We start from the raw sequence: 22960 nt of genomic DNA, 5'->3' as shown, positions 1-22960 counted from the left end.
GGGGGCCGTCGCAGCTCTACAAGAATAAGGAGAAGCCAAGATGAGTGTTTCCCTCAAGCCTGTTCCCAGCATGCGTGCCGCGGTCTGGCACGGCCGCCACGATATCCGCGTCGAAGACGTACCGCTGCCCGACGCGCCGCCTGCCGGCTGGGTGCAGATCCGCGTCGATTGGTGCGGCATCTGCGGCTCCGACCTGCACGAATACGTGGCCGGGCCGGTGTTCATTCCGGTGGACGCACCGCACCCGCTGACCGGGATCAAGGGCCAGTGCATCCTCGGCCACGAGTTCTGCGGCGAAATCGTCGCCCTGGGCGAAGGGGTCCAGGGTTTCAGCGTTGGCCAGCCGGTGGCCGCCGACGCCTGCCAGCACTGCGGCACCTGCTACTACTGCACCCACGGCCTGTACAACATCTGCGAAAACCTGGCCTTTACCGGGCTGATGAACAACGGCGCCTTCGCCGAATTGGTCAACGTGCCGGCCAACCTGCTGTACGCCTTGCCGGCCAACTTTCCTGCCGAGGCCGGGGCCTTGATCGAGCCGTTGGCGGTGGGCATGCACGCGGTGAAAAAAGCCGGCAGCCTGTTGGGGCAGAACGTGGTGGTGGTCGGTGCCGGCACCATCGGCCTGTGCACCATCATGTGCGCCAAGGCCGCCGGCGCGGCCCAGGTGATCGCCCTGGAAATGTCCGGCGCGCGCAAGGCCAAGGCCCTGGAAGTGGGCGCAACCCACGTGCTCGATCCCAAGGAATGCGACGCCCTGGCCGAGGTCAAGCGCCTGACCGGCGGGCTGGGGGCCGATGTCAGCTTTGAATGCATCGGCAACAAGCACACCGCAAAACTGGCCATCGACCTGATCCGCAAGGCCGGCAAGTGCGTAATGGTGGGGATTTTCGAAGAGCCCAGCGAGTTCAACTTCTTCGAGCTGGTGGCCACCGAGAAAACGGTGCTGGGGGCCCTGGCCTACAACGGTGAATTCGCCGATGTAATCGCCTTTATCGCCGATGGCCGGCTGGATATTTCGCCCCTGGTGACCGGGCGCATCCAGCTGGAAGAGATTGTCGGCCAGGGCTTCGAGGAACTGGTCAACAACAAGGAACACAACGTCAAGATCATTGTTTCCCCCGGTCAGTTGCGACGCCCTTAAGGGGCGCTCTTTGGCGATGGCCGGCGGCGGCCATCGCACTTTTTTACCGTTTTGCGTTCTATCACCAGGCCTGGCCGCGCCGATCCCCGCCGCAGCCCGTGAATGTCGACCCGGTGCCGATGGCCTACGCTCCCTCTTCTTGCATGATGCAAACCCGCTTTGCGCGCCTGTTCCTGGCGGCGCTGTTGATGCTCGGCGCCACGGCCTGCACCCAGCAGCAAGGGCGCGATCTGGCCAAACAGTTTCGTGAAGGCAAGCCTGACGAATTCTTCCAGACCAGCGTCGATCGCATGGCCACCATCGGCATGCGCGACAACCTGCAGAGCCTGTACCTGCTGATGGGCAAGCTCTACCTGCGCAACCCCAGCCAGTGGCGCAAATCGGGGTTCCCCGATGGCACCACGGCCCAGCGCGAGATCCGCAATGCCATTGAAAAGCGCCAGCCGCTGCCGGCCCTGGGGGATCGCCGCGACCTGGCGGCCCTGAGCTATTCCCTGAGCCCGGAGTTTGAGGGCGATCGGGTCGGCGCCTTTATCTATGCCATTGGCAGCATGCTGGTGACCGCCCATGGCGGGCGCACCGAGTTCTACATGACCGACAGCATCGACCCGCAGTTCATCAGCAACGCCGCGCGCAATATCGAGAAGGCCACCTGGCTGCTGAGCCAGCGCCAGGATGCCAATGGGGTGCTGTTGCTGTTCTCCAACGAGATTTCCGAGGAGGGCAGCAACCTGAGTTTTGCCGTGGAGTTCGGCAAGATCGTCGCGCGCCTGGATTTGCTCACGCAGATTCTCGATGAGCGCTACCGGCGGGTGGGGTTCAATTACGCGCAGAGCCTGCTGCTGATGAATTTCTTGCCGGTGCAGTAGGAGCTGGCTTGCCAGCGAAGGCGCCCGTCCAGACGCTGCAAGGCCCAAGGACCTGTTCGCCGGCAGCCGGCTCCTACACGGCGTTTGGCTTGGCCCTCTCTCAGGTCATTCCGAGTTTTTTGCGCGCCATCAACAGGGCTACGACGCTCAACGCTGCCGCCAGCATCAGGTAGAAACTCGGTGCCAGCTGTGAGCCGGTCAGGGCAATCAATCCGGTAGCGATCACCGGTGCAAAACCGCCGAAGATCGTGACCCCCAGGTTGTAGCTCAGGGACATGCCGGTGACCCGGGTGCGCACGGGGAAGATGTCCGCCATCAGCGATGGCAGGGGGGCGAAGTACACCGCCTTGATCAGGGCCATCAGTGCCACCACCAGCAGCAGGGAGCTGGCGCTGGGGCGGCTGTTGAGCCAGAAGAACGCGGGCAGGATCGCCACGGCGTAGAGCACCGCCGCTGTCAGCATGATTTTCAGGCGTCCGATATGGCCGGACAGGTAGCCGACGATGGGCGTGACGAAGGTCAGGATCAGGCCGCCGGTGAGGGTCGCCAAAAAGCCCGAGGACTGGGAAATGTCCAGGCGGGTGGCGGCGTAGGAGGGCATGTACTGGATCATGTAGTTCGAGGCGGTGGACACCACCAGGGTGCCCATGGCGATCAGCAGCAGGGTCTTTTGGCTGATCAGCACTTCGCGCAATGGGCGTTCCCCCGGTTCGCTGGCCTTGAAGTCCGGTGACTCGTCCACCGTGCGGCGGATGTACAGGCCCACCGGGCCCAGCAGCAGGCCGAAGAAAAACGGCACTCGCCAGCCCCAGTCGAGCATCTGCTGGGCATCGAGGTGCTTGGTCAGGAAGTAGCCGAAGGTCGAGGCGATGACCACGCCAAAGCCCTGGCTGGCGAATTGCAGGCTGGCGACAAAGTGCCGGGTGCGCGCTGGCGCGTGCTCCAGCATGAAGGCGGTGGAGGTGCCGAATTCGCCGCCGGCGGAGAAGCCTTGCAGCAGCCGGGCCAGGAGGATGCCGATCGGCGCGGCGAGGCCCAGGGTGGCGTAGCTGGGCATGATGGCGATCAGCAGGGTGCCCGCCAGCATGATCAGGATCGACAGGGTCAGGGCTTTCTTGCGGCCCTTACGGTCGGCGTAGGAGCCCAGGACCGCCGCGCCCAGGGGGCGGATCAGGAACGAGATGCCGAAGGTGGCAAAGGCCAGCAGCAGGGAGAAGGTCGGGTCGGCCGTGGGAAAGAACACCTGGCTTATGGTCAGGGCGAAGTAGGCGTAGATCGACAGGTCGAACCACTCCAGGGTGTTGCCGATCAAGGCGGCGCCTATGGGTTTCCATAAAGCTTTGGGTTCGACCTGGGTCGAGGTGGTGGCTAACGCTGTCATACAGGACGCTCCTGCTTATTGTTGGATTTTGAGCGACAGGTGCCCGAGCAGCGTCGGGCGGGGTAAGCGACGGCCTCAGGCCCGGGGCAGGTCCCCCAGGTCCCAGAACAGGGCCGTCATGATCTCCAGGCCTTCACGAATCACCGGCAGCAGCAGGTGTTCGTCCGGGGCGTGCTGTGAGCAGCCGGGGTAGGAGTGGGGAATCCACAGGGTCGGCAGCCCCAGCACGTCGGCGAAGATGTCGTTGGGCAGGGTGCCCGCCAGGTTCGGCAGCAGGGCCAGGCGTTGTGAACTGCTGTTGCCGATGGAGGCTTTGGCGAAGCGGACCCAGGGGTTGTCCGGGTCCAGGCGGGTGGCCGGGGAACAGCGCTCCATGATGACCTCCACCTGGCTGAAACCTTCGCGGTCCAGGTGCGCACGCAGCAGGCTTTCCAGCTGCTGCCAGGGCGTGCCGAGGACAAAGCGCAATTGGCAGTAGGCCACGGCCCGGGGTGGAATCGCGTTCACCGGCTTTTGCGGATTGCCGGTGCTGAAAGCGAGGATTTCCAGGGTGTTCCAGGCGAACAGGCGCTCGCCCAGGGTCAGCCCCGGCTCGCCCCAGTGTTCGTCCAGCGGGCGGCCCAGGGAGTCGCGGTCAATCTCCAGGTCGGCGATGGCGGCGCGCACGTTGTCGGGAATGTTCGCCGGCAGCAGTTCGCGGCAGCGGATGCGGCCGTTCTGGTCCACCAGGCTGGCCAGGGCGTTGGCCAGTACCACGCCGGGGTTGCTCATCACCCCGCCCCAGTTGCCCGAGTGCAGGCCCTTGTCCCGGGTGTTGACCTCCAGGCGAAACTGCGCCGAGCCGCGGGAGCCGAGGAACAGCGTCGGCCGGGCCTGATTCAGCCGTGGGCCGTCGGAGGCGATAAACACATCGGCCCGCAGCAATTCACGCTGCTCCTGGCACAGCTGGCGCAACCCCGGGGAACCGGCTTCCTCGCCCATCTCGAACAGCAGCTTGAGGTTGAAACCCAGGCGCCCGTCGCGGGCCTTGAGCACTTGCTCCAGGGCGGTCAGGTTGATGCTGTGCTGGCCCTTGTTGTCGGCGGTGCCACGGCCGTACCAGCGTTCACCCTCCAGGGTCAGTTGCCAGGGATTCAGGCCCGCGCGCCACTGCTCGGCGTAACCCGGCACCACATCGCCGTGGCCGTAGCTGAGCACCGTGTGCAGGGCCGGGTCTTCCAGGCGCGTGGCAATCAGGAACGGCCCGCCGGCCTCGGGGTTGGCCAGCATGTGGCAGTCGAAGCCCAGGCGCTGCAGCAGCGGCTGGATTTCCTCCAGCAGGTAGCGCGGCAACTCGCTGGCGTGGGCCGGGTCCTGGCTGTCACTGCGAAACGCCACCCGGCGTCGCAGGTCCTGTTCAAAGTGGCCGTCGTCCAGGTACTGGCGAACGCCGGCGAGGGCAGCTTGCTTGGTCATTGCAACTCCGGTCGGGCAAGGGGAACGGGCCCATGGTGGAGTTGGCAAAGGCATCTGTATATTGCTGTTTTTTGAAGGCATGATTCTAAAAATTGGATGCCTGGCAAGGGGATTCACATGGACTATCGGTATTTTCTGGCGGTGATCGATGCCGGCTCCCTGGCGGCGGCGGGGGAGCGTTTGCACATCGCCCCCAGCGCGGTGAGCCGGCAGATCGCCCTGCTGGAAGAGAGCGTTGGCGTGGCGCTGTTCGAGCGGCGCCCGCGGGGCATGCAACTCACCGCTGCTGGCGAAGCCCTGGCCGAACACGCCCGGCGCACCTGGCTGGAACAGGAGAACATCCTCGCCGAGCTGCGGGGCGAGGGGTATCCGGGGGCCAAGGTCATCCGCCTGGTATCCACCGAGGGCCTGTCGCGGTATTTCCTGCCGCGGGTGCTGCTGGAGCATTACCGCCTGCGGCCCGGAGCCGAGTACCGCCTGGACGTGATCTCGCCCCACGAGTGCGTGCAGCGCATTCGCCGGGGCGAGGCGGACGTGGGGCTGACTTTCAGCACCGAGCCGGTGGAGGGAGTCAACGTGTGCTATTCAATCCGCTCGCCGATTCGCGCCCTGATGCGCGTGGGGCATCCGCTGGCCAGCGCCGGGGTGCTGTCACTGGAGCAGGTGCAGGCGTTTCCCGTGGCCTTGACGCCCAAAGGCACCACCCAGCGGCAACTGCTGGACCTGGTGTGCCAGATGGACGGCCTGAGCTTCGATCAGGTGATGACCTGTAACTTCTCCGGGGCCCTGCATGAGTTTGTGCGCCAGTCCGATACGGTGGCCTTTGCCAGCGCCATCAGTGGTGAGGGGCGGGGGATGGATGGGCTGGTGTCGGTGCCGCTGTCCAACCCGCGCTTGGGGGACCGTGACATTCAGGTGCTGACCATGCCCAAGCGGGTGTTGCCGGAAAGCCTGGCGTTCTTTATCGACACCTTGATTGCGCGGTTGCAGAAAGAGGGCTGAGGGAGGCTGCTGACCGTTCTCGCCGAGCCGGACACGCTCAGGGCGCTGGGTGAGTTCCTGACCAAGGCTTCAGCCGACATGGCGGCCAATGGCCTGGAACATGTGCACCTGCAAGACGTGATCGAGCACTTCTCGCACCAGGAGCATGTGGATGTGATTGCCCTCAACCGGGCGCTGATCAAGCCTGCCTGAGGCCGCGCCGTGCCCGGCCCGGCTACATGTTGCGAATCTTCTCGTCGATCCTGAGCTCGAACTCAAAACCAATGCCCACGTCATTCAGGGTTTCGGTCACGCGGGCCATGAAGTACTCGGCTTGCGCGGGCAATTCATACAAGCCTACGACCCGGATGATCGGGTACTTGCCATAAGCGCCGGGGATCTCGGTGTAGATCTGGCCACCTTCGATGAAGGCGATGTAACTGTTGATTTTCTCTTGCAGCAAGAGCAGGTGTTCGCCTTGTTCCGCCTTGTTGCCCCATTCGAGGTGGTCGGTCATCACCAGCAACAGGCTGTTGGGCGGGTCTTTGGGAATTGCCCAGAAATCGATGACTTTTGGATTGGTGATGGACACGTCTGATCCTTAACGAGGTCGGCTTGCAAGCATTTCATTTACCGGGTCACTGAGCGCCAGGTCACCAGTCCATCCAGGCCATGCTCGGACTTCAGGTAGTTGAGTGTGTTCTGTGCCTCGGCCTTTTCTTCGAACGGGCCGGCAAAAAGGTGCGGTGGCTCATCGAGAATGGTGGGGATGTCGATTAGCCCCATCTGTGCAGCCAGGCGTTCAAACTCTTCATCGGTTTGAGCGCTGATGCGCGCTACCCAACCGCTGCGATCCCTCAAGGCGATAGGCTCCACTTCGGCGCCGCAGCGCTTGCAGCGTGAGGCGCTGGCGTTGATGTCCTGGGTGCAGGCAGGGCAAGGGCGCAGATCCTCATGCACCAGCGCATCAACGCCAGTCTTTGCCTGCCGTGGCATCAACAGCACGGCAATCAGGGCGACGCCAGGAAAGAACAGCCCGATTGCAAACCATCTTGGCCCCGAGCGCCCACGTGTACTGGCAGCGTAAGCGGTCATTGCCGTGAGAATGAGCCAGAGGGGGAGCGAGACGCCCATTGCAACTCCTTGTGTTGAGGTGTGAGTAATGCTCCCGCTGAACGGGGGGCTGCAAAATAACCGTTCTTTGGCGGCGACACCATCCGTCGAGCGCAAAGGCAGGCGCCTGCCCCTCACTTCAGGAAAAAGTCTTCGTTGATCGAATCCAGCAGCAGTAACTTGAGGATCTGCAGTGCGTTTTCGTGTTTGCCGCCCACGCGCATACCGATCTCAAGCTCGTAGGAATGCATGAGCGCAGGGCAGGGTACGAGCTACAGGCTGGGAGCCTCTTCGTTCACTTTCAGCTCGAAATCGAAGCCAATGCCAGGCTCGTTGAGGATCTCGGTAATGCGTTTGAAAAACCAATCGACTTGCTCGGGCAGCTGGTGCAAACCCAGTACCCGGACAATCAGGTGCTTGCCGCGGGCATCGGGAATTTCGCTGTAGATCTCTTCACTTTCGATGAAGGTGATGTAGGTGTTGATCTTCTCTTGCAGCAGGAGCAAGTGTTCGCTGTGTGCCGCTTCGTCACCTCATTCGAGAGGGTCGACCATGATCAACAGCAGGCTGTCGGGCTCGGATTTGGGGATGGCCCAGATATCGATGACTTTTGGATTGGTGATGGACATGGCTGATCCTTCAGAACGTGGGGGGCGACAGTGTATGCCGTGGCGGCTGATTTCGTCAGTGGGCAGTCGCCGTTCGGCGCGGGGGCGAGATCTAGGTGGGTTTGCCGGGGCTTGCCCCGTTCAGGCGCAACCTGATCAAGCGGCGGCGAGCGGTTTTCAAGAGCGGTCGGATCGACGGTGGTGACAAAATGCCATTATCTGCTATGGCTTGGTAGGCTCCCCTGGATAGACGCCGGGCTCCAGGTGCCATTGCCCGGAAGAATCGAGACGGCGCGGGCCGCGTTATTCGACTTAACTGATGCTTACCCGCCCAGGGGGTGGTTCATGGGCGCAGGAGGACGGCGAGGCCGGATTGACCCGAGTGAGTATCGACGTTGCCGGGCCGGGTAGGCCGCTAACCTGGTCGTCGGGTTGTTTGCAGCTCTGTGACACTCAGTCGATAGCGTGGAATGACAGCAGGGAAGCACCGACCATTCTATTAGAGGGATAGATGATGAACGTCAGGACAATGAATCTTGCTCCAAGGTCTGCCGCCTTTTTCTCGCTCATTGTCCTGGTGGTGTTCGTCCTGGGCATTGTCGCGGTGCTGCAAATGAGCAAGTTGCGAGACTCCGAGCAGGATGTCGAGACCAACTGGATGGCCAGCATCCGCGAGATCGGCAAGATGAAGACCGGCATCTTGCGCCTGCGTCTGGAAAGCATCCGCATCACCGTGACCACCGACGAACAACAGCGCCAGACCCGCATCGCCTCCTTGAGCGGTTATCGAAGCACCCTGCAGAACACCATCAGCCAGTACGTCCCCCTGATCACCGGGCCGGCAGAGCACGAGCTGTACCAGGCGGTGGCGAACGACGTGCAGGCCTACTTCAAGCTGTTGGACGAGCTGGAGCCGTTGCTGCGCAGCGGTGACAACGCGGCGGCCATCACCCTGATCAACACCCGCATCAGCCCGATGGCCAACATCATGCAAGAGAAGATGGACAAGCTCTCGGACTTCAATGATGAGGGGGCCAGGCAGGCGGGGCTCACCGCCTCGTCGGTGTACAGCAGCGGCCTGACGCTGGTGCTGGTGTTGATGGGGGTGACGGTGGTGCTCACCGTGGTGCTGGCCACCGTGCTGACCCGCAGCATCACCGCGCCCATCGGCGATGCCCTGGCGGTGGCCGAGCGCATTGCCGGCAGCGACCTGTCCCGGGAGATCGGCGTCAGTGGCCGCGATGAAGCTGGCCGCCTGCTGGCCGCCCTGGCCAAGATGCAGAGCAACCTGCGGGAAACCATTGCCCACATTGCCGACTCCTCCACCCAGCTGGCCTCGGCCTCGGAAGAAATGACCGCAGTGACCGAAGACGCCAGCCGCGGGCTGGTGCGCCAGAACGACGAAGTCAGCCAGGCAGCCACCGCTGTCACTGAGATGAGCGCGGCGGTGGACGAAGTGGCCCGCAACGCCGAAGCCGCCGCCCAGTCGTCCCGCGAATCCATGGAGTTCACCCGTTCCGGTATCGAGAACGTGGCCCAGACCCTCAAGGCCATCGAAGGCCTGGCTGGCAACGTGGCCAGCACTGGCGAGCAGGTCAAGGCGCTGTCCAGCCGCGCCCAGGACATCAGCAAAGTGGTGGAAGTGATTCGCGCCGTTGCCGAGCAGACCAACCTGCTGGCCCTCAACGCCGCCATCGAAGCCGCCCGCGCCGGCGAGCAGGGCCGCGGCTTTGCGGTGGTGGCCGATGAAGTGCGGGCCCTGGCCCACCGCACCCAGCAATCGACCCAGGAAATCGAACAGATGATCAGCGCGATCCAGGCCGACTCGACCCACGCGGTGAGCGCCATGAACGTCAGCGCCGAGATGGCCAGCAGCTCAATCTCCGTGGCGCGCAACGCCGACCTGTCCCTCAAGCAGATTGCCCAGGCCATTACCCAGATCAACGAACGCAACTTGCTGATCGCCACCGCCTCGGAAGAGCAGGCCCAGGTGGCGCACGAGGCGGATCAGAACCTGACCAGCATTCGCGAGCTGTCGATCCAGAGCTCGGCGGGGGCCAGCCAGACGGCCAGCGCCTGCGGGGAGATGGCCAATCTGGCGATCGAATTGAACCGGCTGGTGGCACGGTTCAAGGTTTGAGCGCGGCTTTTTGCCCTACGGTGGTCTGGTTCCTCCGTAGGAGCTGGCTTGCCAGCGAAGCTCGCCAACGATGATGCGCAATCAGCGAATCAATGCGGCACCAGCGAGTGTTTTGCAAGCCAGCGTGCGCCTGCCCAAACCCATTCTTGAAATCCGGGTTCACAGGCTTTTGTCGGCGCAGGCTGCAAATGGGCTGTTGCGCCCCTCAGATTGAACGCTGGTTGACCCGGGCCATCAATTGCTCGGCGCTTTCCTTGCGCTCGGAATAACGGTCCACCAGAAACGCCTGCCGGTCGCGCAGCAGCACGGTGAACTTCACCAGCTCTTCCATCACATCCACCACCCGGTCGTAGAACGGCGAAGGCTTCATCCGCCCGGCGTCGTCGAACTCCATGTAGGCCTTGGGCACCGAGGATTGGTTGGGGATGGTGAACATGCGCATCCAGCGCCCGAGCACGCGCAACTGGTTGACCACGTTGAACGACTGGGAGCCGCCGCAGACCTGCATCACTGCCAGGGTTTTGCCCTGGGTCGGACGCACCGCGCCGAGCTCCAGCGGAACCCAGTCGATCTGTGCCTTGAACACCGCCGACATCGCCCCGTGGCGTTCTGGCGAACACCAGACCTGGCCTTCTGACCACAGCACCAGCTTCCGCAGTTCCTGGACCTTGGGATGGTCCACCGGGGCATCGTCGGGCAAGGGCAAGCCGGAGGGGTTGAAGATCCGCGTCTGGGCACCGAAATGCTCCAGCAGGCGCGCGGCTTCTTCGACCAGCAGCCGGCTGAAGGAGCGCTCGCGGGTGGAACCGTAGAGCAACAGGATGCGCGGCTTGTGCTCGTCTGGCGTCGAAGTGGGTGCGCCATCGAACAGGCGCAAATCCAGGTTAGGCAGGTGCTCGGACATGGGGCCTCCTTAAAGCGTGCCGATGCGATCGAGCTCGGTCTTGAGCTGATCGCGGCTGAGGTGGTTGAAGGGCAGTGCGAAGAAGGCTGCGCAGCGCTGTTCGATCTGCGCCAGGGTGGCGCGGAACGCGGCGTCGATCGCTGCCTCTTCACCGCGCACATCGGACGGGTCCGCCAGCCCCCAATGGGCCTTGAGCGCCGGGCCGAAATACACCGGGCAGCTTTCACCGGCCGCCTTGTCGCAGACGGTGATGACAATATCCGGCGGGTTGTCGGCGAAGGCGTCATTGCCCTTGCTGTACAGGCCGTCGGTGGCGATGCCGGCCTGCTGCAAGGTCGACAGGCTACGTGGCAGCACCTGGCCCTTGGGGAAGCTGCCGGCGCTGACCGCCGCAAACCCCTCGGGCGCCAGATGGTTGAACAGGGCTTCGGAAAGAATGCTGCGGCAACTGTTGGCCGTGCACATGAACAGGACTCGCATGGGGGGCTCCTGCCGCTTTGGGCGGCTGTCAGAGGCTCAGGCGCAGGGCCAGGGCCGAAAGGGTGACCAGCAGAACCGGGAGGGTCAGCAGCACGCCGACCTTGAAGTAATACCCCCAGGTGATGCGCAGGCCCTTGCGCTCCAGCACGTGCAGCCAGAGCAACGTGGCGAGGCTGCCGATGGGGGTGATTTTCGGGCCCAGGTCGCAGCCGATGACGTTGGCGTAGATCATCGCCTCGCGCACCAGCCCCTGTGCCTCGCTGGCCTGTATCGACAGCGCGCCGATCAGCACGCTGGGCATGTTGTTCATCACCGAGGACAGCAGCGCCGACAACAGGCCCGTGCCCAGGGTGGCGCTCCACAGCCCCTGTTCGGCCAGGCGGTTCAGCACCTGGGCCAGCAGGTCCGTCAGGCCGGCATTCTTCAGGCCGTACACCACCAGGTACATGCCCAGCGAGAACATCACGATCTGCCACGGCGCCTCGCGCAGCACCCGGCGCGTGGAGATCCGGTGGCCCTTGGCGGCGACGGCAAACAGCAGCGCGGCACAGGCCGCCGCCACGGCGCTGATGGGAATACCCAGGGGCTCCAGGGCGAACAGCCCGACCAGCAGCATCAGCAGGGTCCAGCCCCCGACCCTGAAGGTGGCCCGGTCACGGATCGCCGTGCAAGGTTGCGGCAGCGCATCCAGGGCGTAGCGGTGCGGCAGGTCCTTGCGGAAATAGAGGAACAGCACCAGCAAGGTCATGGCGACACTGGCCAGGCTCACCGGCAGCATCACCGCCGCGTACTCGGCGAACCCCAGCCGGAAGTAGTCGGCGGACACGATATTCACCAGGTTGGACACCACCAGCGGCAGGCTCGCGGTGTCGGCAATGAAGCCCGCGGCCATGACGAAGGCCAGGGTCGCCCTGGGGCTGAAACGCAGCGCCAGCAGCATCGACATGACGATGGGCGTGAGGATCAGCGCTGCGCCGTCATTGGCAAACAGCGCCGACACCGCCGCCCCCAGCAGCACGCAGAAGGCGAACAGCCGATGGCCGCTGCCCCTGGCCCAGCGCGCCACATGCAGGGCGGCCCATTCGAAGAACCCGGCCTCGTCCAGAAGCAGACTGATGATGATCACCGCGATGAAAGTCGCGGTGGCGTTCCAGACAATGGCCCACACCGTGGGAATGTCCTGCAGCGATACCGCGCCCACCGCCAGCGCAATGATTGCGCCTAGCGTGGCGCTCCAACCGACACCGAGGCCCTTGGGCTGCCAGATGACGAGAATCAGGGTGAAGAGAAAAACAGCCACAGCGACAAACATGCAGATTCACTCGATAGGGGTCAGCAGCAAGCGGCTTCGCGAACGGGGCGGCCATCCATGTTCTGCAGGCGCGCGGCGTTGTCCTTGAGCCAAGCGGCGTTGGCCTTGGCCGTCACATGCAGAATCTCCCGGACCCAGCCCGGCAACTCGGGGTTGAGGCGGTAATACACCCATTGGCCCTGGCGGCGATCGAGCAGCAAGCCACTGCTGCGCAGTTGCGCCAGGTGGCGGCTGATTTTTGGCTGGCTGTCGTCGAGTGCACACATCAGCTCGCAGACACACAGCTCACCCTGATCGGCGATCAGCAGAGTGGCGCGCACACGGGTTTCGTCGGCCAGGCTTTTGAAGACTTCGGGAGGCGTGATCATGCTCGCTCCTTATATATGGAAAATCGAATATACGAATATCCATATGTATTGGGCAAGCCAAAATTTTTCGAGACGCAGGCCTATGGCGGGGAGCGGCCAGAGGAGCGTGGCTTTTCATGGACGTTGCACGGCCGCCCATTGCACTATTGCGCCGGCCTTTCAGCCACCCATCACCCTCCCGTCGAAGACAGAACCCTCGACGGCCCCTTGCCAAGGAAGTCATCAGACCCATGACCGTCAGCGAACTGCTTGCCGCCATTCGTAAACCCTATGTCGAAACCCTGGCGCGTATCGCCGCAGAAGGGGCGGCGCATGTCGAGCCCGCTTACCGCAACAGCGATGGTTCGCTGGCGGTTGAAGGGGCCATGGGCACGCCTTGCCGGGTGGATGTGATTGCGGCCGAGAGCGGGGAGCCGGTGCAGGTCGATTCCGAAACCGAGCTGGGCTTTGAGCCTGTGCGCTTTGCGATCGAGCAGATGGCGGTGGTGATCTCGCCCTTTGGCTGGGACTGGTTGCCCCTGGAGGTGCGGGGCTTGAGCCTGGAACAGGCCTCTGAGGTTATTCGGGTGTGGTTCTTTGAGTGGTTCGATGGCGAAGACGAGAATTCGCCAACCGAAGAAGGGCTGCAAGGGGTGCTGCATTTTGTGTCGGACCCGGAGGCCACGGAGGAGGGGTACATGGTCAAGATTGACCTCGGCTCGGCGCCCGAAGAAGCGCTGGAAGCGCTGCTGTTTGCATTGGCCGATGCCGGCGCCAGCGGAGCTTTTCTCGCATAGAGCAGGAGAGGCCCTGAGCCGACCTGATATCGCTTCCCCTGTAGGAGCTGGCTTGCCAGCGAAGCTCGCCAACGAAGACGCGGAGCCACCTTCTTACCGCGTGCACCTGGGGGCGGGTGGCGGCCAACCCGGCATCCTGCCGGGTTGGCCACGGCTCAATGCCTGCCTTCGACCCTCCTGTGCGCAGGGGCAGGAAGATCAACAGCCAACACCGCCAACGATGGCCTCGCTCTCAGAGCTTCATGCCCACCGCCAGCCGGTTGAAGGCATTCATCAAGGACACGGCCAAGGTCAGGTCGGAAATTTCAACGTCGCTAAAGTGCGCTTTCAGTGGTTCGTAGAGCGCGTCCGGCGCGCCCTTGTCGTGGACGTAGGTGAGGGTTTCGGCCCAGGCCAGGGCCGCGCGCTCGCGCTCGCTGAACAGTTCGCTGACGCGCCAGCCGGCGAGGCAATCCAGCTTTTCCTGGGCGACTCCACATTCACGCAGGGTCTTTGAGTGCTTGCCCAGGCAGAACGAGCAGCCGTTGATCTGCGACACGCGCAAAAACACCAGTTCCACCAGGGGCAAGCCCAGGGGGCTGGCGACCAGGGCGCTGTTGGTGGCGAGCAGGCCTTGATAGGCGGCCGGCGACAGGGTGGCAAAGGGCAGTCTGAGTTGGCTCATGGTGAAACTCCGATAGGGAAAAAGTGATCAGGCACAAACGAGAGGGTTGGACAGGGGCTGCAAGGACAGTGCGCTGCGGGCCTCGTCGAGGGTTGCGCGCACGGCCTCTTCACCGAACACCAACCCTTGCAGATAAGTGAACTGCAGGTCGAACAGGCCGAGGGTGTTCAGCACCTGGCGCAGGTAAGGCGTCAGAAAATCCGGTTGGCGTGCCCGCTCGCCCTGGTGATAACCGCCGGAACTGACCAGCACCTGCACCGGGCGGTCCTTGAGCAGGCCGACCTTGCCCTCCGGGCCGGAGCTGAAGGTGCGGTGAATGCGCAGCACATAGTCGATCCACAGCTTGAGCGCGGCCGGCAGGGTGAAGTTGTGCATGGGCGTTGCAATGAGCAGGGCATCGCTGCGCTCCAACTCGCCAATCAGCCCTTCGGACACCTCGAACAGTGGCGCGTCGACGGGTGTGGGGCTGGTCAGGGCGTGGGCGTAGTCCATGCCCAGTGGCGGCAACGGATTGGCCCCCAGATCGCGCTCGACCAGTGCCAGCTGCGGATGGCGTTGGCGCAGGGCGCTCACCAGTTCCAGTGCCAACTGGTTGCCATGGGAAACCTGCCCACGGGGGCTGGCGTTGATCAGCAGCAGGTTGTTCATGCCGGCTCCCCACCCTGAAGTCGTTGAGTGAAATGCATGCCCCGGGCCAGCAGCCCCTGGCGGAAATAGAAACGCTGGGCCAGGGGCATATGCAGGCCGGTATCCAGCACCAGGTGATCGCATTGACGCTGCACGGCCTCATCACGCACGGCGCTCAGCAGCCGCGCACCCAAGCCGCTGCGCTGAAGGTCGGGGCTCACGACCAGGTCATCGACGTAGATGAAGCGCCCGTAGAGCAGGTTTTCCAGCTCGCGGTAGCCCGCCAGGCCGACGATGCGCTCAGCGTCCCACGCGGCAAGCAAGCGGTAGCCCTGCTCGGTTTGCCGGGCTACTTGGGCGACATAGGCCGCCGGGCGGGTGAGGTGGGGGCGCAAGACACGCATCAAGTCGAAACTGGCCGCCAGGGCCGCTTCGCTGTCGAGGTGTTGAAGGGTGTAGGGCATGTCCGTCATCCGCTGAAAAGAGATGAGCCACTTTAGAAGGCCGATGGCTTAAGCTACAGGGCCAAAAAATGCATAAATGACTAGGCCATGATCCTTCCTTTCGAATTGGACCGCAGCCAGACGGCGCCGATCTATCGCCAGCTTTACCAGCGGTTTCGCGAGTCCATCGCCGATGGCCGCCTGCGTCCGGGGGACCGCGTGCCGGCGGTGCGCGCCCTGGCAGCGGAACTCAACCTGGCGCGGGGCACCGTGGAAGCGGCCTACCAGCTGCTCATAGGCGAGGGCTACCTGACTGCTCGCGGGGCCGCCGGGACCATTGTCACCCCGCAACTGACGCCGATTTGCGCGCCCACGCCGCGCGCCCCAGAGGCTCCCGCGACCCACCAAGCCACCCATGCCGGCACCTCGCCCCTGGCCCTGCAAATGGGCCTGCCAGCGCTGGACGCCTTTCCGCGCAAACTCTGGACCCGCCTCGCGGGCCGGCAACTGCGCCTGGCGGGCGTCGAAGGCCTGGTCTACCCGGACGCGCGCGGCTACGCCCCGTTGCGGGCGGCCATTGCCTCCTACCTGGGGATTTCCCGGGGCATCAGCTGCCACCCGGAACAGATTTTCGTCTGCGCCGGCTACCGCGCCTGCCTTGACCTGATCAGCCACACGCTGATGGGCCCGGGCGCCACCTGCTGGCTGGAAGAGCCCGGCTATTTCATGGCCAGGAACGCACTGCTGGAAGCCGGCGCACAGCTGGTGCCGGTGCCCGTGGACGATCAGGGCCTGGACGTCGCCCAAGGCATCGCCCGCGCCCCGGAGGCCGGCTTTGCCGTGGTCACCCCGACCCACCAGAGCCCGCTGGGGGTGTCGCTGTCCCTGCCGCGGCGCCTGGCCCTGCTGGACTGGGCCAACCGCCAAGGCAGCTGGATCATCGAGGACGACTACGACAGCGAATACCGCTACCAGGGCAAGCCCTTGCCGGCCCTCAAGAGCCTCGACCAGCAAGGCCGCGTGCTCTACACCGGCACCTTCAGCAAAGTCCTGTTTCCAGGCCTGCGCCTGGCCTACCTGGTGGTGCCCGCCGAACAGACCCCAGCGTTCGCCCGCCAGGCGGATCGTTTGCACAACCACTGCCCGCACCTGCTGCAAGCGACGGTCGCGGCCTTTCTCAACGAGGGGCACTTTGCCCGGCACCTGAACAAAATGCGTGGCCTGTATGCGCGTCGGCGGCAATGGCTGGTGGAGGCGTTGCACCAGCAGGTGGGTGGGCGTTTGCAGATAGACCCGCAGGCCGGGGGCATGCATGTGGTGGCTGGACTGGGGGAGGGGGACGATGTGCAGATTGCCCAGCGGGCGCGGGGGGAGGGGATTGCGGTGGAGCCGTTGTCGCAGTGGTATCTGGGGGGCGGGGGGAGGCAGGGGTTGGTGATGGGGTTTACTAATGTGGTCAGTGCCGAGCAGGCGGCGAGTGTGGCGGTGCGGTTGGCTCGGGTCATTGGCTGAAAAGCGGGGCTACGGCCGCTGAGGCTGGATTCTTTCCTGTGGCAGCCCCCACCGATTGGCAGGCCACAACCCTTGTGGCGAGGGAGCTTGCTCCCGCTGGGTTGCGCAGCAACCACAACCGCGCTCACTCCGCTTGGCCTGCCTCCTGCAGCCGCTTTCAGCGTCCGAGCTTTTCCATCGCCGCATCGGCCAGGAAAGACGACCGGCTCTTGATGTTGTGCTCGCGGACAAAGCGGTCGATCTGCTGGATGACATAACCCGGCAGGGTCACGTTGACCTTCTCGGTCTTGCCCAGGTAAGGCGCGATATCGATATCCAGCATGCCCCAGCCCATGCCCTCGAAATCGGGGTTGGCGCGGTGCTTGCGGGTGGGTGAGGGCAGGGGAATGGCGTGCCCGGCGCGGGCCAGCTCTTCGAGCATGACGTGGGCGATTTCGATGGCGGCGCTGTAGGCGGTTTCGAAGCTGTCGCCCGCGGTGACAGCACCGGGAATATCAGGAATCTGGATGCCGGTGGCGGTGTGTTCGTCGCCCCATTCGATGCAGATGGGATATTGCACGGCGATCTCCTCTATAGGTGTGAAGGTGGCGGGAGCTAGATCAGTTCAGCCAGTTTTCTGATGGCCCTGACCGTGCCCGGTGGCAGATCCTTCTTCGGGTGAGGCACCGGAACGGTGTTGGGCTTGTAAGGGTGCTTGAACAGATGATGGCTGCCAGTGACTCGCTCCAGCACCCAGCCTGCGGCTTCAAGCTCCTTGATCAACTGTCTGCTTTGCACCTCCATCTCCTTATCGGGGTGAGAGGTGCTTTATAACTCCAGGCGCATAGTAACGCAGGTTGAATTGTGTGTCTGGAGTTATGTATCGGGACATGTCGTTCGGGGTGGTTTTTGGCCTTGGGCGGCTGGGCAGGTCGCTTAGGGAGGCTTGGGTGTCGAGGTAGAAAACGGCGCCCTCATAACATCCTGTCACGGGCACCGCAAAGGCGACTACAAAGGTGTTGTGGACGCTGATGCTGCGTTGTAATTCGAGCAGCCAAGGTCGTCGCGGATGTTGCTGCGAAGGGGGAACTACCGGGGCGGGGAGTGGGGATCGGCAATGGTGGATTGGAGGTGATGTTTGAGTTGGGTATGTCGTAAGCGATCCACAAACTCAGCTGTTTTATGAAGTGGGAAGACGTCAGGTATTCGAGTCTGATACCTGCCCCGCATACACCCTTGACCCGAACAACCGGTCGGCTAGCTGCCGACCTCGCTCCAGTCCTTGCGCCGTCAACCAGATGGATTTGTTTGTGTTAACGGGATCACTGATGAAACCCTGTTCATGCAGTCGATTCATGATCTGGAAGTCGAACCCTTTCCACGCATTACCTTGGTCGCAGCTGTAGGCTGCCAACAGGGCAAGCACTGCGTCTTCGATCAGCCTATCGTCGTATTCCATGGCCGTTACTCCGCTTTTGTTCTTCAAGCGCTCGGAAAATCCCCGCCATTCTCAAGCTAGCGGGCTTCCTCGGCCAGCCAGGACTAAGGCGGCGTACGTGCGGCGGTCGGTATTCTCAAGCCGGACCCCGATTCAACGTTGCCAGCAGGCCGCGAAACGCTTGCACACTTCAAAGCGCTGATCCAGGTCGGCCATGCGTGCCTGATGTGTGCTCAGTGTTTCCTTCAGCAGTGCTTGCTGGGTTCGGTAGTCATCCTTGTACAACTGCAATGAACGGGCCTTGGTGCCCCTGATCTCATTGTCGAACTGCTCCAGGTTCTGCTGATATTCAGCCCAATAGGCATCGGGCAGGCTGAAGTCGAGGCGCTGTTTGCGTTGCGCTATGGATTTGTCGAGCAGTGTTTTCTGGACCGAAGGGGAATCCTCGGCGTCGGGCTTCATTTTCGCGATGACACTCGCGTCGACGATCTGCGCGATCAGCGCTGCACGCTCCGCTGACTGCGGTTGTGCTTCGGTGGGCTTGGGGAAAATAGGGTTGTGGCCGGCACAGGCGGGCAGGCCTTTGTTGGTCAGCACGATCGGCGAACGCACAGTCTTGCCATCGATCTGGCGCAGACGGCTAAGGGTGACTTGGCAAGTGCGACCTACTTGGCGGAAGTCCGCTTCGTATCCCCTTGCGCAGCGTCATCGCGGCGAGGATCAAGAGGTGCTGGCCAAGCGTCATTCGCTGTGGCAGCAAGTCCTTTATCAACCTGCGCATCGCTGGTCAGGTGCGACGCGTAATGGGCAGCCCATAGGCGCTGTCACACTCAATCCAGAACGGAAGTAACAGGCCCTGAAAACAGTGACATGACAATACGACTGACGTAATAACAAACTTGCTAGGCGCTGGTGGCGAGTGTAGAAGGTGGAAAAATTTCAGAAAGTGCCGAAGTGTATTTAAGAAATAAATAGTAGGTGGAGATGATGATGGCTGAAGGGAATCAGGCTATTGGGGAAGTGTGGACGTTATTTGTTGGTGGTAGTGGCAGGCGCGGAACTAATGATCGTCTTGTTTGCCCCCGTTTACTTGCTGATCAGCACGGCATGAGTGCTCTCTGTTACGCCCGTGTGTACAGGGTGGCGTATGCGTGAGTTCATGACATTCGATGCGGCGGAACCTGCTTTAGTTGCCCGTAGGCGCACCGCCCGTGCTTTGTGTTCCTCCATCAGCAATAACCCTGAAGGTCGGGAGGCGCTTTATAAACTCCTGTTCGGATCAGTGGGTGAGGGGTTTGAACAGTGGGGCAATTTCTTTTGTGAGTTTGGTTCGAACATAAACATTGGTGACGGTGTTTTTATTAATGCCAATGGGGTATTCCTCGATGCGTTTGAAATAAACATCGGGAATCGTGTGTTTATCGGGCCTCATGTCGGTATTTATACCTCTAACCATGCCAAGGATCTTGAGCAGCGGCGTCGTTATATAGAATCGGGTGCACCTGTAGTCATTGAAGATGATGTATGGATTGGCGGCGGCGCAACAATCTTGCCGGGCGTCACAGTGGGTAAGGGGTCAATTATCGGTGCAGGTGCTGTCGTGGCAAAGTCGGTTCCGCCACACAGTAAAGTGCTGGGCGCTGGTTCTCAGGTTTATCCGATCTAATCAATAGAGGGCATAAAGGGATGTTTGTCTATCAGTCACGCGTGAAAGACCAAATTGTTGGCTCTGTTAAAGATGTCAGTGTTCATGCAGAGAGTGGCATCTACACGGATGCGATTTCGGGCATGTTTAACGTACCGTTCGGGTATTCGTGCGACCCCATCAAGCAGCATATTTCCAAAACGTTGACGGATCTTCCTTTCCACCCCAAGGATCATTTCTATTCGTCCGAGCTGTTTGAAACTTCAGAGCTGCTGCTCAAACGCGCCAAGATGGAAGATGGCGGCTTGCTGTATGTCAACAGCGGCTCGGAAGCCATCGAGTCGTCGATTGCCATGGCCTTGGAATATCACCAGCGCAAAGGCAATACGTTCAAGAAGAAAGTGATCTGCCGCAAGCACTCCTATCACGGCGCCACCTTGGGGGCCCACAGTATTACCGGCAGGAACGATTTCAAGGACCTGCGTTGCAGCGGTTACGACACTATTCGGATCAACCCGCCATTCCCTGTTGTTCACGAAGGTCAGGCGTTGGAAATGCACAGCGTGGCGGATGTGGAGAATATTATTCTTCATTATGGTGCGGAGCAGATCGCTTGCATTATTTTCGAGCCGGTCAACCATTTGAAAGGGATGCGGCAAACTCCCCGCGAGTACCTGATCGGTATTCGTGAACTCTGTGACCGTTACGATATTGTGATGATTACCGATGAAATCGTGACCGGCGCCTCTCGAACCGGAGAGTTCTTGAATACCCATCAGTTTGGGGTTTCTGCCGATATCGTCGCGCTCGGGAAAGGCATCAGCGGTGGTTATTACCCGGCATCCGCTATGGCGACCTCCCATAAAATCGCCTCGGTGTTTGACAAGCCAGAGCCGTGGATCCCGTTTTCCTATTCGCATACCTATGCAAGCAACCCGGTTTCGATCGCGGCCATCAATGCGTCGATGCGCGTGCTGGAACAGATAGAGGCCGCAGGGCAGCTACAAAAACTCATTACAAAGACTCAGGCGCTGTGTCAGGAAATCGCCGGGAATGAGCGGATCGCCCGAATTGAATCCCACGGCTTGCTGATCGGCATAACCCTGGACTCAAGCCTTGGGGAGCAGGCAGGCAAGAAATTGGGTGGGCTGTGCTTTGAAAGGAAGTTGATTATCCGAGGTGAGGAAGATTGGGCTTGCCTGGCGCCCGCCTACATCATGTCAGAAGAAACGCTAAGTGACGTGTTCGAGGTGTTGAATGAATCAATTAGTCAGTTATGACCTCGAGCCAGTTGCCAGCCTGTTGACGCCGTTATATGGCATTCGTCAAAGCGTGCATAAACGGAAGGCGTACCTGACGGCCGATGAGTATGTGCGTGCCAATGAGGAAATTGAAGTCGGTATTGCCGAGTCGTCGAAGTGCCAGACGATCAACGAACTGTCGGTAGCCATCGCCAGACAATTTACGCCGTTCTATTCAGACGTCAGGGTCTGCCTGGAGCGGATTCATGAAATTGCCGGTTACGGAACCCTGGCATCTTGCCTGTCGTCACTGAACATTGCCGAAGCACTGTTTGCATTGGAACTCTGCAATGCGGCAGGGGTGGCCAATCAGGATCTGGTGATTGGCAGGGGGCATATTGCGCCATTGTTTTATGCTTATCGTCATGTGCTCAACGGTATGCCTCTGGCTTTTTTGGCTGCGGTTCACGACAAGATTCCGGCTGTTGTCAATAAACACTACGGTTTTGCCTACAGCATGCGGCATAGCCTGGGTGAGGGAGTGGGCATTGCGTTGGGGCGAGCGAATACCAATCGTGATGCACGTGTTATCTGTGTGGCGGGTGACGGTGAGTTGAACGAAGGGGTGTCTTTCGAGGCGATTCGCCTGATTGGCGAACTTGAGGTCAAGAACCTGACGTTGATAGTGGACAACAATGGCAGAGGGATTGACCCACTTCCCGGGAAGTTGAAGCCGGAGTATTTGGCCGCCTACTTTTCTGATGTTTATGAAGTGGATGGACACGACACCCAGGCGATCAGTGAACACATTCGCCAGGCAGAGAAGGACCATCGCTCGGCCGCGATCATCTGTCATACCGAAAAAGGCGTTCACTCCTTCAAACGTGCCAGCCATCAGAGTTTGATGACGTCAACGGACGATCAGCAGAAGAATGATCTGAGGAAAGCTTCCAGTTGCAGCCGGACGGCCGACATTATTGAAGAAGTTCGGTCAGGGGCACCTGTCCATGTATTCACCGCAGATCTGGCCGCTCGGTTTGGCCTTAAGTCATTGTCCGGTTATTGCAACACCGGCCTGGCCGAGTCAGCGTTGCTGACCTGTGCGATGGGGTGCCCGGATGATGAACTGAAGTTCGTCCTGACCGATGACAAGTATTACCTCAACGCGATAGATGTACTGCACTCTGCTTTGATTGCCTGTCGTAATTTGCATGTCATTGGCGCTCGGAAGAACGGTGTGTGGGGCGGAGCTACATACGCCTCAACCGTATTCAGCTTGCTGACGGAAGAAACCGTATACGAACTGACAGACCCTCTCGATCTGTTGGCCTGTATTCATCGGCAGAAAGCAAAGGGTGGAAACGGCCTGTACTTAATGTACGACCAGCCCATGGAAAGAGTGTGTGCCCTGAGGGAGAAGTACCGGAAGCTGTCTGAAGATATCTATATTTTTCAGCCCGAGTTTGCCGCCGGTTCATTGATAGTGTCATCGGAGTCGATGGCGTACGAAGCCTTTCAGGTCGCCACGACAAAAAGATGCACGCATATTCGGTTCCTGTCCGTTCGGCCGGATCTTGAGCTGGTTAAAGAGATGCTGAGCCAATGTGCCGAAATTATTGTCGTAGAACATAACAGTGGTCGCTTCAACCTGGCTGAATACATTGAGTCCAGGTTGCTGGTTCGAGTTCGCAAGGTTTTCGGTGATGCCTATGAGTGGCCAACAATCGAGACTTTCCAGGCAAATGTTGCATCTCGAGCACTGGATGCATTGTTGGCTGATCCGCCGTACGCATTAGTTAATTAGACTTCACACGTTTAAATGCAGTTTCAACTATTTATTGGTTTTCTGAGCCCTGTATAGGGTTCGGCGGGCTTTCTAT

The 22960-nt window shown here is 61.3% G+C and carries 25 protein-coding genes; 9 read left to right on the top strand and 16 right to left on the bottom strand.

Annotated features, from left to right (window positions below; all coding sequences use genetic code 11):
• The first annotated feature begins 70 nt into the window (after nucleotides 1-70).
• Complete coding sequence (locus KCG88_RS23780; protein ID WP_241774707.1) at nucleotides 71-1144, top strand: 2,3-butanediol dehydrogenase; 1074 nt, start codon at nucleotides 71-73, stop codon at nucleotides 1142-1144.
• Between the two features lie 143 nt (nucleotides 1145-1287).
• Nucleotides 1288-2013 (top strand): hypothetical protein, encoded by a 726-nt coding sequence (locus KCG88_RS23775; protein WP_210713234.1) that lies wholly within the window; start codon nucleotides 1288-1290, stop codon nucleotides 2011-2013.
• 100 nt (nucleotides 2014-2113) lie between these two features.
• On the opposite strand, the gene KCG88_RS23770 is transcribed toward KCG88_RS23775, so the two are convergent.
• Nucleotides 2114-3394, bottom strand: coding sequence for an MFS transporter (locus KCG88_RS23770; RefSeq protein WP_210713233.1), 1281 nt, complete (start codon nucleotides 3392-3394; stop codon nucleotides 2114-2116).
• Between the two features lie 75 nt (nucleotides 3395-3469).
• Complete coding sequence (locus KCG88_RS23765; RefSeq protein WP_210713232.1) at nucleotides 3470-4849, bottom strand: M20 family metallopeptidase; 1380 nt, start codon at nucleotides 4847-4849, stop codon at nucleotides 3470-3472.
• 117 nt (nucleotides 4850-4966) lie between these two features.
• On the opposite strand from KCG88_RS23765, the gene KCG88_RS23760 reads away from it, so the two are divergent.
• Nucleotides 4967-5851, top strand: coding sequence for a LysR family transcriptional regulator (locus KCG88_RS23760; protein WP_047336256.1), 885 nt, complete (start codon nucleotides 4967-4969; stop codon nucleotides 5849-5851).
• A 214-nt stretch (nucleotides 5852-6065) separates the two neighbouring features.
• On the opposite strand, the gene KCG88_RS23755 is transcribed toward KCG88_RS23760, so the two are convergent.
• The 3 genes from KCG88_RS23755 to KCG88_RS23745 all read right to left on the bottom strand — a co-directional run bounded on the left by KCG88_RS23755 (nucleotide 6066) and on the right by KCG88_RS23745 (nucleotide 7449).
• Nucleotides 6066-6422, bottom strand: coding sequence for a DUF6572 domain-containing protein (locus KCG88_RS23755; protein WP_047290257.1), 357 nt, complete (start codon nucleotides 6420-6422; stop codon nucleotides 6066-6068).
• Between the two features lie 38 nt (nucleotides 6423-6460).
• Complete coding sequence (locus KCG88_RS23750) at nucleotides 6461-6964, bottom strand: hypothetical protein (RefSeq protein ID WP_047290258.1); 504 nt, start codon at nucleotides 6962-6964, stop codon at nucleotides 6461-6463.
• Between the two features lie 251 nt (nucleotides 6965-7215).
• Complete coding sequence (locus tag KCG88_RS23745) at nucleotides 7216-7449, bottom strand: DUF6572 domain-containing protein (protein WP_348984534.1); 234 nt, start codon at nucleotides 7447-7449, stop codon at nucleotides 7216-7218.
• Between the two features lie 616 nt (nucleotides 7450-8065).
• Between KCG88_RS23745 and KCG88_RS23740 the strand changes: the two genes are divergently transcribed.
• The gene (locus tag KCG88_RS23740) at nucleotides 8066-9691 is read left to right on the top strand and encodes a methyl-accepting chemotaxis protein (protein ID WP_210713231.1); all 1626 of its coding nucleotides are present in this window, start codon (nucleotides 8066-8068) and stop codon (nucleotides 9689-9691) included.
• A 205-nt stretch (nucleotides 9692-9896) separates the two neighbouring features.
• On the opposite strand, the gene arsH is transcribed toward KCG88_RS23740, so the two are convergent.
• Genes arsH through KCG88_RS23720 form a run of 4 tightly spaced genes read right to left on the bottom strand, consistent with a single transcriptional unit; the run spans nucleotide 9897 to nucleotide 12755 of the window.
• Entirely contained in the window at nucleotides 9897-10595 is a 699-nt protein-coding gene (gene arsH, locus KCG88_RS23735) for an arsenical resistance protein ArsH (RefSeq protein ID WP_047336258.1), read from the bottom strand.
• Between the two features lie 9 nt (nucleotides 10596-10604).
• Nucleotides 10605-11075 (bottom strand): arsenate reductase ArsC, encoded by a 471-nt coding sequence (locus KCG88_RS23730; protein ID WP_011060484.1) that lies wholly within the window; start codon nucleotides 11073-11075, stop codon nucleotides 10605-10607.
• A gap of 28 nt (nucleotides 11076-11103) precedes the next feature.
• Nucleotides 11104-12387: an arsenic transporter gene (locus tag KCG88_RS23725; protein WP_210713230.1), complete on the bottom strand. Its 1284-nt coding sequence runs from the start codon at nucleotides 12385-12387 to the stop codon at nucleotides 11104-11106.
• 20 nt (nucleotides 12388-12407) lie between these two features.
• A complete protein-coding gene (locus tag KCG88_RS23720; RefSeq protein WP_011060486.1) occupies nucleotides 12408-12755 on the bottom strand; it encodes a metalloregulator ArsR/SmtB family transcription factor in 348 nt (115 codons plus the stop codon).
• A gap of 230 nt (nucleotides 12756-12985) precedes the next feature.
• On the opposite strand from KCG88_RS23720, the gene KCG88_RS23715 reads away from it, so the two are divergent.
• Nucleotides 12986-13531, top strand: coding sequence for a hypothetical protein (locus KCG88_RS23715; protein ID WP_246882809.1), 546 nt, complete (start codon nucleotides 12986-12988; stop codon nucleotides 13529-13531).
• Nucleotides 13532-13763: 232 nt separating this feature from the next.
• Here the strand turns inward: KCG88_RS23715 and KCG88_RS23710 are convergent, their stop codons facing one another.
• From KCG88_RS23710 to KCG88_RS23700, 3 genes are read right to left on the bottom strand one after another with little or no spacing between them, the layout of a single operon-like run.
• A complete protein-coding gene (locus tag KCG88_RS23710; protein WP_047336262.1) occupies nucleotides 13764-14195 on the bottom strand; it encodes a carboxymuconolactone decarboxylase family protein in 432 nt (143 codons plus the stop codon).
• A gap of 27 nt (nucleotides 14196-14222) precedes the next feature.
• Complete coding sequence (locus tag KCG88_RS23705) at nucleotides 14223-14843, bottom strand: NAD(P)H-dependent oxidoreductase (RefSeq protein ID WP_210713229.1); 621 nt, start codon at nucleotides 14841-14843, stop codon at nucleotides 14223-14225.
• A complete protein-coding gene (locus tag KCG88_RS23700) occupies nucleotides 14840-15286 on the bottom strand; it encodes a GNAT family N-acetyltransferase (protein WP_047290262.1) in 447 nt (148 codons plus the stop codon). The genes KCG88_RS23705 and KCG88_RS23700 overlap by 4 nt, the downstream gene beginning before the upstream one ends.
• Before the next feature lie 87 nt (nucleotides 15287-15373).
• Between KCG88_RS23700 and KCG88_RS23695 the strand changes: the two genes are divergently transcribed.
• Entirely contained in the window at nucleotides 15374-16777 is a 1404-nt protein-coding gene (locus KCG88_RS23695) for a PLP-dependent aminotransferase family protein (protein ID WP_210713228.1), read from the top strand.
• Nucleotides 16778-16934: 157 nt separating this feature from the next.
• On the opposite strand, the gene KCG88_RS23690 is transcribed toward KCG88_RS23695, so the two are convergent.
• The 4 genes from KCG88_RS23690 to KCG88_RS23675 all read right to left on the bottom strand — a co-directional run bounded on the left by KCG88_RS23690 (nucleotide 16935) and on the right by KCG88_RS23675 (nucleotide 18806).
• A complete protein-coding gene (locus KCG88_RS23690; protein WP_047290264.1) occupies nucleotides 16935-17336 on the bottom strand; it encodes a type II toxin-antitoxin system HicB family antitoxin in 402 nt (133 codons plus the stop codon).
• A gap of 35 nt (nucleotides 17337-17371) precedes the next feature.
• Nucleotides 17372-17554, bottom strand: coding sequence for a type II toxin-antitoxin system HicA family toxin (locus tag KCG88_RS23685; RefSeq protein ID WP_210713227.1), 183 nt, complete (start codon nucleotides 17552-17554; stop codon nucleotides 17372-17374).
• Nucleotides 17555-17954: 400 nt separating this feature from the next.
• Nucleotides 17955-18215, bottom strand: a complete 261-nt coding sequence (locus KCG88_RS23680) for a DUF6429 family protein (RefSeq protein WP_210713226.1) — start codon at nucleotides 18213-18215, stop codon at nucleotides 17955-17957.
• A 132-nt stretch (nucleotides 18216-18347) separates the two neighbouring features.
• The gene (locus tag KCG88_RS23675; protein ID WP_210713225.1) at nucleotides 18348-18806 is read right to left on the bottom strand and encodes a hypothetical protein; all 459 of its coding nucleotides are present in this window, start codon (nucleotides 18804-18806) and stop codon (nucleotides 18348-18350) included.
• A gap of 535 nt (nucleotides 18807-19341) precedes the next feature.
• Here KCG88_RS23675 and KCG88_RS23670 point away from each other — a divergent pair.
• The 3 genes from KCG88_RS23670 to KCG88_RS23660 are packed head-to-tail and all read left to right on the top strand — an operon-like array spanning nucleotide 19342 to nucleotide 22884.
• A complete protein-coding gene (locus tag KCG88_RS23670; protein WP_210713224.1) occupies nucleotides 19342-19860 on the top strand; it encodes a sugar O-acetyltransferase in 519 nt (172 codons plus the stop codon).
• 20 nt (nucleotides 19861-19880) lie between these two features.
• A complete protein-coding gene (locus tag KCG88_RS23665; protein WP_210713223.1) occupies nucleotides 19881-21119 on the top strand; it encodes an aminotransferase class III-fold pyridoxal phosphate-dependent enzyme in 1239 nt (412 codons plus the stop codon).
• The gene (locus tag KCG88_RS23660; RefSeq protein ID WP_246882807.1) at nucleotides 21097-22884 is read left to right on the top strand and encodes a 1-deoxy-D-xylulose-5-phosphate synthase N-terminal domain-containing protein; all 1788 of its coding nucleotides are present in this window, start codon (nucleotides 21097-21099) and stop codon (nucleotides 22882-22884) included. Before KCG88_RS23665 ends, KCG88_RS23660 begins: the two co-directional genes overlap by 23 nt.
• The last annotated feature ends 76 nt before the right edge of the window (nucleotides 22885-22960 follow it).

The sequence above is a fragment of the Pseudomonas sp. MWU349 genome (assembly GCF_017947325.1).
GTDB classification, from domain to species: Bacteria; Pseudomonadota; Gammaproteobacteria; order Pseudomonadales; family Pseudomonadaceae; genus Aquipseudomonas; species Aquipseudomonas protegens.
This window is presented reverse-complemented; position numbering and strand designations above follow the sequence as displayed.